The organism is Pseudomonas sp. S30_BP2TU TE3576 (assembly GCF_050436025.1).
GTDB lineage: Bacteria > Pseudomonadota > Gammaproteobacteria > Pseudomonadales > Pseudomonadaceae > Aquipseudomonas.
In genome coordinates, this window is sequence record NZ_JBNDLK010000001.1 from 3,152,152 (window position 1) to 3,165,000 (window position 12,849).

The following is a 12,849-nucleotide window of genomic DNA, read 5'->3' on the forward strand; positions in this document are numbered from 1 at the left end:
ACAGCACGACGCTGGCTCAATTCTGAGGGATGCTCAATGTTTTACGTGCAACGCGATGCGCAGGGCCTGTTGGTACGCGTGGAACCCGCCGCCTACGCTGGGGCCACGGAAACGCTGCCGGCCGACCATCATGAAATCCAGGCCTGGTTTGCCAATGCGGCTGTGGAAAACAGCCTCAAACAGCTCAAGCAAAGTGACCTGGAAATGATTCGGGTACTCGATGACTTGATTCAGGTGCTGACCCAGAAAGGCGTGATCCGCGTCACCGACCTGCCAACAGCGGCCCAGGCCAAGCTCATGGACCGAAACCAGGCCCGTGAGGCCTTGGGTGGCTTGAGCCAATTGATCGATGACGAAGAGGCCGGGCTCATCTGACACGCCCCTTCGATCATTCCCACGCCCTGTGTGGGACCGATCACATCAACCCCAGGGCCTGGGCTCGCCGAACAACTGGCCCTGCACACCGTATAGCCCCATCTCGCGAATCACCGACAACTCGCCTTCAGTCTCGACCCGCTCGGCAATCAGCGGCAAATCGATGCTGTGCGCCGCTCGCTGGATCGCCTCGATGAACAGGCGTTTGTCACTCTCCAGATCTATGGCCCGAATATAGCTGCCATCGATCTTCAAGTACGCCAGCCCCAGCCGAGCCAGGTTGCCGATCATGCTGAAGCGCCCACCAAAACGTTGCAGGCTCAGGGAGAACCCGAGTTCGCGCAGGCGCCGGGTCAATTGCTCCAGCACCACTTGGTCTGGCAGCTGCTCTTCACCGATCTCCAGGGTCAGACGCGGGCCAAGGCTGGAATGTGCACGCAGTATCTCGAAGATTTTGTTTTGCGCCTGCGGGTCGGCCAGAGTAGCCGACGACAGATTCAACGCCAGCGACTCCTCATGCCCGCTCATTTGCTCCAACACCTGTTCGAGCATCAGCCGATCCAGGCGCGCGGTCCAGCCGAAGCGCTCCAGCCACGGCAGGAAACGCCCGGCGGGAATGGTCTGACCCTGTTCGTCGAGCAGTCGCGACAACACTTTGTAGTGCAGTACCAGTTGCGTGTCCCGGGCGGCCACTACCGGTTGGAAATACAGCTCGAAACGCCGCTGTGTCAGCGCCTGGTCGAGCATGCGATGCCAGGCGTGGTGATCGTCGCCGACACTGGCCGCAAGGCTGTGTTCGATACAAGCCCAGTTCTGCTCGCCTTGGCCTTCGGCCTGCGCCAGCGCCTGATCAGCGAGGCTGAGCACGAACTGCGGGGAGTCGCCATGAGCAAAAGGCGCCAGACCGATAGACGCCACCGCTGGCACATCGGTAGCGCCAGTTGCATGAAGACTGGCCAAGGCACTGTCCAGGTTCTGTGCCAGTTGCAGCGCCTCTTCGCGCACCAGCCCCGGTGCCAACACGGCAAATTCGCCGCCGCGGATACGGGTCACCAGGTTCTGGGTTTCCGGGTACCTGGCGCACTCGCGAGACAGTTGCTCACCGACAGCCTTGAGCACTTCATCAGTGCGCTGGCCACCGAGACGCTGGTTGAGACCGGCCAGATCCTTGACCCGCAACAGCAGCAGGTAACCGGAACTGGCCTGTTCCGGGTTGCTCACCCGCGCATTCAGTTGCATCTCGAAATAACGCCGGTTGGCCAGCCCGGTCAACGAATCCTGATAGGACTCGACTCGTAGTTTTTCACTGCGTTCGGCCTGCTCCTGGAACAGTGCCTTGAGCTTCTCGACCATCTGGTTCATGGCCTGCACAACCCGGCGAAGCTCGGGGGTGCGCGGTAGTTCCGGCAGGCTGAGGAACTCCCGGCGGGCGATGGCGTGGGATTGTTTGACCATGTAATCCAGCGGTCGCAATTGCTGACGCAGCAACAGCGCGCCGAGTACTGCACTGACCGCGCCACATAGCAGCAACCAGCCCAGGCTGCCCAACGCGCTTTGCCACAACTTGGCCAACGCGAACATCGGGTGGCTGACCACCTCGACCCGGGCAGCCTGTTCCCAGCCGCGGCTGACGATCGCATCACCACCGGCGGGCTCCAGGCCGATCAGTCTGACGAACCAGTCCGGAACGTTGTTCACCGCCGGAATGCCTGTGCGCTCAACCAGGGTCTGGTCGGTCTTCAAATCGACCACGCGGATACTCGCGTAGTAACCGCTGTCGAAAATCGAGCTGACCAGCAACTCGACCATCGCCGGGTCGTCGATGTTCGGTGTCAGGGAAAGCGCCAGCGCCGTCGCGGCGTCCTGGGCATGGGAGCGCAACTGGTTGACGTACTGAGTACGCGAGCTCTCCAGACTGACCATGAAACTGCCGGTGAAAGCGACCACCAGGAACAGACAGATAGCAATCAACAGCTGTTTGAACAAAGACATCTGAGCGCGTGCTCCTAGTTATTCGTCTCGACCGGGAATCCTTCGGCCTGCATTTTTTTCAACACATCCTGCCAACGCGAAAGGCGTTTGGTATCGCCGACCTTTTTGTTGCCCTTGGCACCCGGCAACCACAACCCTTCTGCATTGAAAGAGTAGACCGGCAGCAAATCCTTCCGTTGACTGGCTGGCTTGATTGCATCAATCAGGCTGTCGAGCACCAGGGGCTCGGCCTCCGGGCTTGAGTAGTAGGTCAGCACCATGTGCGCGCGGTTCTGAGTCAGTGCCTTGACATAGGTAATGCGCAACTTTTCACTGGCTACACCGAGGTGACGCAGGCTGAAGTACTTGGCAATAGCGTAGTCTTCACAGTCGCCGGCGCCTTTCCAGAGTGCTTCGATCGGAGTTTCCCAGTAGTCGACTTCGTGCCACAGGTCGATGTCTTCAACGTATCGCAACTGTTTATTGAAGAAGCGATTGACCACATTGAGTTGTTCCAGCTCGCCGAGCTGTTTCTGGCTGGCCAATAAGTATTGCCAATCATTAATGCGTTGCTGACCTTCTCCCAAAGGTCCGTACAATGCCTGCGCCCGCCGGCTGATCAGGGAAAAATCCCAATCGGCACTCAAGCTGCCCAGCATCACGCCTGCCAGCAGCAAGGCGCTGCACAACCAGCGTAAAATCCGGGGGATCGCTAAACTTGCCGCCAATGCGAAGCATCCAGGGTAAGCAGGAGGGAGTTGTTTGAATGGTGAAGGTTAGACCGGAAAAAAACAATGGCACGGTGAGATCACTGGCGGCGCGCTAAACTGCAAGAAAGGCACTCGTTCGCTTGTTTGACAAGCCGTCAGTCAGTCACTAGTGTCACTTGGATCCAAAAATTTTCATCAATCAGGGTGCGTTTAGTGACACAAAAGCCCAACCCTCTCAGCAGTATCAAGGTCAACGGGCCGATTCCCGCACACTCGGCACGCTCAGTGATCGAAGAAACCCTGCGCTCGGCGATTCTCGACGGGCGCATTCCCTGCGGTGCAGCCCTGCGCCAGCAAGACCTCGCCGACCTGTTTGGCGTCAGCCGCATGCCCGTACGCGAGGCATTGCGCCAGCTCGAGGCACAATCGTTGCTCAACGTGGTTGCCCATAAGGGCGCCGTGGTCGCGCCACTGGTCCAGGGCGACGCCGTGGAAACCTACGCGCTGCGCATCCTGCTGGAATCCGAAGCCCTGCGCCTCTCGGTACCACTGCTCCAGGACGAAGATCTCGAACAGGCTGCCCGTTACATCGACGAACTGGAAACGGAAAACGACTACTCCAAAATCGGCCGGCTCAATCGCCTGTTCCACATGACGCTTTACAGCCGCGCTCCCAATCGCCGGCTGTTGAAACTGGTTGAAGACGGCCTGAATGAAGAAGAGCGTTTCCTGCGTTTCAACCTGGAGGCCATGGGCTTGGGCAAACTGTCCCAGGACGACCATCAGGCACTGTTGCAGGCCGCCGAAGACCGGGACGTCGAACGCTCCGTGAAACTGCTTGAACATCACCTGAACCGAGGGGTCGAGGTCATTACGCGCTACCTCAACAGCCCTGAAGCCCAGGCCAGAAACAAATCGAAGTAACCCGCGGCGGCAATACCGGGAAGCGCACCGAACGGTGCATCCTCGCTTGCCGCACATTCCGCCGAATGTGCTCCGCGAATAATTTGATTACAAATCCCCTGCGCCCATTCCACTCTGCTCTCGCGGCGCCATACCACACCCCAACGCCCCGCCGTCTTCAAACCTGACCATTGCAGCAATTGCGTGATGCCTCAGTAATGGCGGCCGCCTCGATTTACGCCCACTCTGGGTAACCAAGACACCATAAAACGGGGGGATGCTCCGTGCGAATGGCGTAGCCCCCACCCCCAGAAACGAAGGAAGGAGCCTCATTACGGGAACGGAAGGATCGGCATCACTAGCGACCTGCTTCCACCCCTCAGACACCCCCTACGACGCCCGTTAAAAGTTACTTCGAGTGAGGTATTCACTCTTTATTTAATTCTGACCTAAATAGGCCGGAAGGAGTAACTACGCCAAAATAAAACTTATATAAAAAGTTTTATCGGAACTTATCGCCCCTCAAAAAGTTGAACATTAAAATAATGTCAAAACAACTTGATTGACACTTTATATGTGTATTAGTTTTTCTTCGCTGCCAGCAACAAGCGACAGCAACGCCTCGACTACTCGGCATCCATAGCACTTACAAAGATCAATTCGTTTGAGGTACCCGCTCGCCACAAGAAAACTTCAAGCGAACTTCCGTGCTTGATTACTGCTCACCTCAAATCACTTACAGGCTCATCCATGAAACCAACTAAAGAACGTCTGATTCAAAAAAAAGCCGAACTTAGCGAACACCCGATCTTCTCTGAAATACATTCGCTACCGGCCCTGCGACACTTCATGGAAACCCACGTATTTGCCGTATGGGACTTCATGTCGCTGACCAAACGTCTGCAACAGGAACTGACCTGCGTGCAGTTGCCCTGGTTGCCGCCGCAGGATCCCCAGGCAGCGCGGTTGATCAACGAGATCGTGCTGGGTGAGGAGTCGGATGATCGCCCGGCCCAGGGTCACTACAGCCACTTCGAGTTGTACCTGGATGCAATGCGTGAAGTCGGCGCATGCACCGTTGCCATCGAACGCTTCGTGGCTCTGCAGCAAGAGGGTGTGAGCTACGACGTGGCCTTGCAGAGCGTCAACGTCGGGCCGGCGGCCGCAAATTTCGTACGCCATACGCTGCATACAGCGCTGCATGCGCCAGGTCACAGTGTGGCGGCGGCGTTTCTGCACGGTCGCGAGAGCGTTATCCCGCAGATGTTCCAGCGCATCCTCGACGACTGGGGTATCGGCATCGAGCAGGCACCGACCTTCCGTTACTACCTCGAACGGCACATTGAGGTCGATTCCGAAGATCACGGCCCGGCGGCGGAAAAGCTCCTGTCGCGACTGATCGATAGCAACCCGCAACGGCAGGAAGATGTGTATGCCAGCGCCATCGCTGCCGTGGAAAGTCGTATTGCCTTGTGGGACGGGTTGCGCCTGAGCATGAACGAATCCGTCACGGAGGTGAGCGCATGAACGCCGCCGACTACCAATCCTTCGCCGATGCCTGGGAAAGCCGCGCGACCATCCGCACCCGCCCGCGCCGCGTGCTGGAGAACGACGACAAACTGATCTACCCCTTGAGCCGCCAACCGTTGGTGCTGAGCGAAACCTTTCTGCGCGAATGCCCGGAACAGCGCGACTTCGCCCTGGTGCAGACGCTCTACAAATTCATCAACGATGTGGTGATTTTCGAAACCGAGATCGTCGACAAAACCGCCCGCAGCATCGCCAAGAATCGCTTCGCGGTCGAGTTCCCGTTTGCCTGCCGCTACGATGCCATGACTGTCGTGGTGGACGAGGACTACCACGCATTGGTGGCGATGGATTTCATGCAACAGACCATCGCCATGACCGGTATCGGCCCCATCGAATTGCCGAATGAGATCGAACTGAGCCGAGCGATACCGGCGGCCGTGGCGCTCGCACCGGAGCATCTTCGTAGCGCCGTAGAACTGATCTGCGTGGCCATCGCCGAAAACACTGTGACCGGTGATGTCGCCGCGTTCGCCAAGGACGCCACAGTCAAGCAATCGATCAAGGGCCTGATGGCCGATCACTTGCTGGACGAGGGGCGTCACTCCGGTTTTTGGGCGCGACTGGTACGTATCTACTGGCATACCGCAAGGGCAGACGACCGCCAGTGCATCGCGCAGATCCTGCCGATCTTCATTGGCCATTACCTGACCAATGACATTCAGAAATCGTTCGACTTCCGCTTGATCGACGCGCTGCAGATCAACGACGTGGCACGCCACGCGCTCAAGAGCGAAATATCGGCACTGGCGTTCCCGATCAATCGCCATCACCCGCTGGTGGCCAACATCGTGCGGTTTTTCCACAGCAGTTCGCTGCTTGATTCGCCGTGCGTACAAACCGCCCTCAGCGACTACCTGGTTTGACGAGGAGCCCATCATGAGACGTCTCGACATCTTGCTCACCGGACAAAGCCAGGCCCTGACCGACCTGGCGCTGGAACTCGAACAACACGGTCACTCACTGACGCGGTTATCCGCACCCGGCGAAATACCGGGACATGCGGATCTACTGATCGACGACGGCACGCCGCTTCAGTTCACCATTCAGGCGCCACGACTGACATTGCAGTGGGGTCTTGGCCTGCCGCAGGCCTCAGGCCTGCCATCGCTGGACTTGTTGTGCTGCCATGGCTCAACGCTGCTGACTCGAGTACCCATCGCCGATGAACCGTCGGGTAACGGCCAGGCATTGCGTATGCAGGCCATGACAACACTGGTTGACCATGTTGCGCTGCTGGTCAGCCGCTATTCGCGGGATGCCGACTATTTTCGACTCGCCGAACCTGCGGTACCTGCCCACTTCGAGCGCATCGAGAGCCTGCGGTTCCTGGACAACCTCGCGTTCGTGCATCGCCTGAACGCCACAGCCGACCCACGACTGCAACAACTCGCGCAAACGCCGATGATCGAAAGGCTGGAACAACAATGCATCCAGAACGCTAACCGTCCGGCCTTGAGCATCGCCGGCAACACCTTCGACTACCGCCAGTTGCACGCCCACAGCCGCGCCATCCAGCAACGTCTGCCAGCGCTGCTGGATCAACATCGAGGCCCCGTAGTCATCGGGATTTGCCTGCCAAAATGCAGCGCGCTGTATGCCGGGATCCTGGCAATCCTGGGCAGCGGCGCGGTGTACCTGCCGCTGGAGCCGAGCCATCCGCTGCAACGTCAGCAGTACATCCTGTCGAATGCCGGTGCAGTGTTATTGCTGCATGACGGCGAGCATCCCCTGGCGAAAGAGATGCCGGGGCTGGACATCAGCAGCATCGACGTTCGTGACGCAGACCTCACTCAACCGTTGATGCGCCAACGTCCTGACCTCGATGCGCCATGCATGGCGCTCTACACCTCGGGCACCACCGGCCATCCCAAGGGTGTGCTGCTCAGCCAGGCCAACCTTGCACACTTCACCCATTGGTACGCCGACTATGTGCAGTTGACCTGCCAGAGCCGGGTGTTGCAATTTTCGTCGTTGGGTTTCGACTCATCGCTGATCGACATCTTCCCGACCCTGTTGCAAGGCGCGGAGCTGGTCGTGCCCGGCGAAGACCAACGCCGCGATCCACTGCAACTGGTGGAACTGATTCGTCATCGGCAATTGAGCCATGCCTTTTTACCGCCGGCCTTGTTGAGCATCCTGCCGCTGGAGCAATTGCAGTGCCTGGATCATGTGATGACCGGCGGCGATGTCTGCGAACCGTGGGTCATCGAGCAACTGAGCCATCAGGGCAAGCTTTACAACCTTTACGGGCCCACCGAAGCCACGGTGCTGATTACCGCGCGACGACTACAGACGGGCGACAACAACCGCTCGCTGGGTGCGCCGATCGCCAACTGCCAGGTGTTGATTCTCGATGATGACTTGCAACCGGTAGCCGAACAGACCGTCGGTGAGTTGTACATCGCCGGCCCGGGGGTGTGCCTGGGTTACCTGAACAACCCGCAGCAAACCGCTGAACGCTATCTGGACCTGAACTTGCCTGATGGCCAGACCCTGCGCGTGTATCGCACCGGAGACATGGCGAAGTGGACGCCTGAAGGGATCGAGCTGTGCGGTCGACGTGATAATCAGGTGAAAATTCGCGGCTTCCGGGTCGAGCCGGAAGAGATTGAGCGCTGCTTGCGCGACAGCCAGTTGTACCGCCAGGTTGCCGTGGTCATTGATAGCCAGCGACGGATTCTGGCCTTCCTCGCCCAACCTCGGGAAGACCTCCCCGGCAGCGCTCGCCAAGCGTTGAAGGCCCACGCGACACAGCAACTGCCGGACTACATGCACCCCGTTGCATGGACCGAGCTGACAAGCATGCCCTACGCCAGCAATGGCAAGGTCGACCGCAAGGCACTGCTGGATCTGCCCGTGAGCGTCACCGAGAACCCTCTGCGGCGCTTGCCAGCCAGCGCCGATGAAGCCCTGCTGCTGGAAATCTGGGCCGAGTTGCTAGAGCTGCCGACGAGCGACATTTCCACCGACGAAAGCTTCTTCAACCTGGGCGGGCACTCGATCCTGCTCTCGCGCATGCTCCTGCGACTGCGCGAGGAGTTCGGGCGCAGCATCTCGATCAACCGTTTCATCGAACTGCCCACCCTCACGAAGCTGGCGACACTGGTACGCGGCTCCGGCAGCGAAGAAGTGCTGAGCGAACAGGCCATGAGCGATGCCTTCCGCGAACTGGATGTTCAGCCGCTGCCCGTCAGCCGCATGGGCGATGTGCATAAGGTGATCGTCACTGGCGCCAACAGTTTTGTCGGTGTGCACATCGTCGAGGCGTTGTTGGCCTGGGGTGCCAGTGAAGTCGCCTGCCTGGTTCGCGACGGCAACGGACAATCGGCGGACGAGCGCTTTGCCCAGGCGTTGCGAGAGAACCGTCTGGAGCATCTGGATATGAGCCGGGTACGAGTTTACGCGGCAGACATCACGCGGCCGGAACTCGGTCTGGCGGCAGAGGTTTACCAGCGGCTGGATCGAGAATACGGCGCATTGGTGCACAACGCGGCCAACGTCAATCACGTCCTCGATTACGAGTCGCTGGCGCGGGACAACGTCGAGCCGATTTTCGAGTGCTTGCGCTTGTGTGAAGGACGCAGCAAAAAAGTCTTCAATTTCGTCTCGACGCTCTCGGCCTCCAGCACGGTATCCACCGACGGCCGAGTGCTTGAGTTGCCGGCCGCCCCGACTCCACCGATCTACATCAAGAACGGCTACAACCTGTCCAAATGGGTCGGCGAACGAATCCTCGAACGGGCACGGGAGCTTGGGGTGCGGGTCAATCTCTACCGCCCCGGCAATATCAGCTTCAACAGCTTCACGGGCGTGTGCCAGCCGCACAAAAACCGCCTGATGCTGATGCTCAAGGGTTCGATCCAGCTTGGCCAGGTGCCGGAATTCGCCTTGAACTTCGACTTGATGCCGGTGGACTTTCTCGCCCGATTCATCGCCTTCCACGCCAGTCGTTATCAGCCGGAACAAGCAGTGTTCAACCTGCACAACCCCGAGCCCCTGAGTTGGGACAACTACGTGGCGTCCTTCCGCGAGGCAGGGCACGAATTCGCGATGGTCAGCGTCTCCGAGTGGCAACAGCAACTGGGCCGGGTCGACAGTGACAACGCACTGTTCGGCGTGCTGGGTTTTTACCTCAACGGCTTCGAGGAGGACATCGGCGACATCTCGATGATCGGTCACGACAACGCCCAGGCCGGTGTCCGGCTGATGGGCGCGCACTACCCGCAAAAGTCCCCGGCGCTGCTGCGTCGCGGCTGCGACTACCTCAAAGAAATCAACTTCATCTGACTCAACCCAAACGGAGCAAAACCATGAGCACTCTGCAACCCGATACCCTGATCAAAAACCCTCAAGGCTGCCACGTGGTGTCCTCGGTGGACGTGCCCGCCGATGCCGCGCAGGTGTGGAGCGTGGTCGGCAATTTTGCCGGTTTCGACCGTTTCATCCCCGCGCTGTCGCACATCGAGATGACCGGCGAAGGGGTGTCATCGCTGCGCAAGAAGTTCTTCAAGGACGGTAATCTGGTGGTCGAACAACTCAATTCCCGGAACGATCAGGCGCGGCACATGACCTGGACCACTATCTACAACACCTTGGGCGTGGCCAATCTGTGGGCTGCGATGAGCGTTGAACCACTGGATGCGGGCAAGTCTCGAGCCACCTGGACCATCATCGCCGAACCGGCACAGGGCGATGCCGAGGCGCTGCCGGGATTCAAGGGTTTCGTGCAGGGCTTTGCCGATGATGCGATGAACAACGTGCTGAAACTGTTTGCGTAAGACGTGAAAAAGCCCGTTGTGGACATGTTCCACAACGGGCTTTTCAATACCCCCTAAAACGACAAAACCCCTGTTTGCGTTAGCAGACAGGGGTTTCGGAATTCAATCTTGACGATGACCTACTCTCACATGGGGAAACCCCACACTACCATCGGCGATGCATCGTTTCACTGCTGAGTTCGGGATGGGATCAGGTGGTTCCAATGCTCTATGGTCGTCAAGAAATTCTGTGTGCCGATCCGCCTGTAGTGACGTGCCAGCGAATTCTTGATGCTTCTACTCTATAGACAAAACCCCCACCTGCATACGCAGATAGGGGTTTCGGAATTTAATCTTGACGATGACCTACTCTCACATGGGGAAACCCCACACTACCATCGGCGATGCATCGTTTCACTGCTGAGTTCGGGATGGGATCAGGTGGTTCCAATGCTCTATGGTCGTCAAGAAATTCGGGTACTGAGTCGTGACCGGTTGGCCTCGCTTCAGCAAATTGGGTAGGTGATAGTTTGGTGTTTTGTGAGCATCTCGAACTTTCGGTTCATTGCGTCTTCACACACCGCAATCTGGCCTCTTCCGAGTTCACAGATTGCTTGGGTGTTATATGGTCAAGCCTCACGGGCAATTAGTATTGGTTAGCTCAACGCCTCACAGCGCTTACACACCCAACCTATCAACGTCGTAGTCTTCGACGGCCCTTCAGGGAGCTCAAGGCTCCAGTGAGATCTCATCTTGAGGCAAGTTTCCCGCTTAGATGCTTTCAGCGGTTATCTTTCCCGAACATAGCTACCCGGCAATGCCACTGGCGTGACAACCGGAACACCAGAGGTTCGTCCACTCCGGTCCTCTCGTACTAGGAGCAGCCCCTCTCAAATCTCAAACGTCCACGGCAGATAGGGACCGAACTGTCTCACGACGTTCTAAACCCAGCTCGCGTACCACTTTAAATGGCGAACAGCCATACCCTTGGGACCGGCTTCAGCCCCAGGATGTGATGAGCCGACATCGAGGTGCCAAACACCGCCGTCGATATGAACTCTTGGGCGGTATCAGCCTGTTATCCCCGGAGTACCTTTTATCCGTTGAGCGATGGCCCTTCCATACAGAACCACCGGATCACTAAGACCTACTTTCGTACCTGCTCGACGTGTCTGTCTCGCAGTCAAGCGCGCTTTTGCCTTTATACTCTACGACCGATTTCCGACCGGTCTGAGCGCACCTTCGTACTCCTCCGTTACTCTTTAGGAGGAGACCGCCCCAGTCAAACTACCCACCATACACTGTCCTCGATCCGGATAACGGACCTGAGTTAGAACCTCAAAGTTGCCAGGGTGGTATTTCAAGGATGGCTCCACGCGAACTGGCGTCCACGCTTCAAAGCCTCCCACCTATCCTACACAAGCAAATTCAAAGTCCAGTGCAAAGCTATAGTAAAGGTTCACGGGGTCTTTCCGTCTAGCCGCGGATACACTGCATCTTCACAGCGATTTCAATTTCACTGAGTCTCGGGTGGAGACAGCGCCGCCATCGTTACGCCATTCGTGCAGGTCGGAACTTACCCGACAAGGAATTTCGCTACCTTAGGACCGTTATAGTTACGGCCGCCGTTTACCGGGGCTTCGATCAAGAGCTTCGCGTTAGCTAACCCCATCAATTAACCTTCCGGCACCGGGCAGGCGTCACACCCTATACGTCCACTTTCGTGTTTGCAGAGTGCTGTGTTTTTAATAAACAGTCGCAGCGGCCTGGTATCTTCGACCGGCGTGGGCTTACGCAGTAAATGCTTCACCCTCACCGGCGCACCTTCTCCCGAAGTTACGGTGCCATTTTGCCTAGTTCCTTCACCCGAGTTCTCTCAAGCGCCTTGGTATTCTCTACCCAACCACCTGTGTCGGTTTGGGGTACGGTTCCTGGTTACCTGAAGCTTAGAAGCTTTTCTTGGAAGCATGGCATCAACCACTTCGTCACCCAGAGAGTAACTCGTCATCAGCTCTCGGCCTTAAGATCCCGGATTTACCTAAGATCTCAGCCTACCACCTTAAACTTGGACAACCAACGCCAAGCTGGCCTAGCCTTCTCCGTCCCTCCATCGCAATAACCAGAAGTACAGGAATATTAACCTGTTTTCCATCGACTACGCTTTTCAGCCTCGCCTTAGGGACCGACTAACCCTGCGTCGATTAACGTTGCGCAGGAAACCTTGGTCTTTCGGCGTGGGTGTTTTTCACACCCATTGTCGTTACTCATGTCAGCATTCGCACTTCTGATACCTCCAGCAAGCTTCTCAACTCACCTTCACAGGCTTACAGAACGCTCCTCTACCGCATCATCCGAAGATGATACCCGTAGCTTCGGTGTATGGTTTGAGCCCCGTTACATCTTCCGCGCAGGCCGACTCGACTAGTGAGCTATTACGCTTTCTTTAAAGGGTGGCTGCTTCTAAGCCAACCTCCTAGCTGTCTAAGCCTTCCCACATCGTTTCCCACTTAACCATAACTTTGGGACCTTAGCTGACGGTCTGG

At 57.6% G+C, this 12,849-nt stretch carries 8 protein-coding genes and 3 rRNA genes (1 of these 11 only partly in view); 6 read left to right on the top strand and 5 right to left on the bottom strand.

All coding sequences use genetic code 11. From position 1 onward, the window contains the following. The first annotated feature begins 36 nt into the window (after positions 1 to 36). On the top strand, positions 37 to 375 hold the full coding sequence (locus ABIA48_RS14205) for a tryptophan synthase subunit beta (protein ID WP_204934940.1): 339 nt from the start codon (positions 37 to 39) through the stop codon (positions 373 to 375). Positions 376 to 420: 45 nt separating this feature from the next. Here the strand turns inward: ABIA48_RS14205 and lapD are convergent, their stop codons facing one another. Both lapD and lapG read right to left on the bottom strand, forming a co-directional pair. Next, the gene (gene lapD / locus ABIA48_RS14210) at positions 421 to 2,367 is read right to left on the bottom strand and encodes a cyclic di-GMP receptor LapD (RefSeq protein ID WP_429489432.1); all 1,947 of its coding nucleotides are present in this window, start codon (positions 2,365 to 2,367) and stop codon (positions 421 to 423) included. A gap of 14 nt (positions 2,368 to 2,381) precedes the next feature. After that, complete coding sequence (lapG, locus tag ABIA48_RS14215; protein WP_007992916.1) at positions 2,382 to 3,074, bottom strand: cysteine protease LapG; 693 nt, start codon at positions 3,072 to 3,074, stop codon at positions 2,382 to 2,384. A gap of 195 nt (positions 3,075 to 3,269) precedes the next feature. Between lapG and ABIA48_RS14220 the strand changes: the two genes are divergently transcribed. The 5 genes from ABIA48_RS14220 (at position 3,270) to ABIA48_RS14240 (ending at position 10,327) form a co-directional block, all read left to right on the top strand. Continuing rightward, the gene (locus tag ABIA48_RS14220) at positions 3,270 to 3,980 is read left to right on the top strand and encodes a GntR family transcriptional regulator (protein WP_429489433.1); all 711 of its coding nucleotides are present in this window, start codon (positions 3,270 to 3,272) and stop codon (positions 3,978 to 3,980) included. A 729-nt stretch (positions 3,981 to 4,709) separates the two neighbouring features. Then, positions 4,710 to 5,486 (top strand): DUF3050 domain-containing protein, encoded by a 777-nt coding sequence (locus ABIA48_RS14225; RefSeq protein WP_429489435.1) that lies wholly within the window; start codon positions 4,710 to 4,712, stop codon positions 5,484 to 5,486. After that, on the top strand, positions 5,483 to 6,412 hold the full coding sequence (locus ABIA48_RS14230) for a diiron oxygenase (RefSeq protein WP_429489436.1): 930 nt from the start codon (positions 5,483 to 5,485) through the stop codon (positions 6,410 to 6,412). Before ABIA48_RS14225 ends, ABIA48_RS14230 begins: the two co-directional genes overlap by 4 nt. Before the next feature lie 13 nt (positions 6,413 to 6,425). Then, positions 6,426 to 9,836: a non-ribosomal peptide synthetase gene (locus ABIA48_RS14235; protein WP_429489438.1), complete on the top strand. Its 3,411-nt coding sequence runs from the start codon at positions 6,426 to 6,428 to the stop codon at positions 9,834 to 9,836. Positions 9,837 to 9,859: 23 nt separating this feature from the next. Next, the gene (locus ABIA48_RS14240; RefSeq protein WP_429489440.1) at positions 9,860 to 10,327 is read left to right on the top strand and encodes an SRPBCC family protein; all 468 of its coding nucleotides are present in this window, start codon (positions 9,860 to 9,862) and stop codon (positions 10,325 to 10,327) included. Positions 10,328 to 10,433: 106 nt separating this feature from the next. Here ABIA48_RS14240 and rrf (ABIA48_RS14245) read toward each other — a convergent pair. The 3 genes from rrf (ABIA48_RS14245) to ABIA48_RS14255 form a co-directional block, all read right to left on the bottom strand. After that, positions 10,434 to 10,549 (bottom strand): 5S ribosomal RNA (gene rrf / locus ABIA48_RS14245). A gap of 110 nt (positions 10,550 to 10,659) precedes the next feature. Then, positions 10,660 to 10,775 (bottom strand): 5S ribosomal RNA (gene rrf / locus ABIA48_RS14250). A gap of 156 nt (positions 10,776 to 10,931) precedes the next feature. Then, a 23S ribosomal RNA gene (locus tag ABIA48_RS14255) occupies positions 10,932 to 12,849 on the bottom strand; it runs 976 nt beyond the window's last position.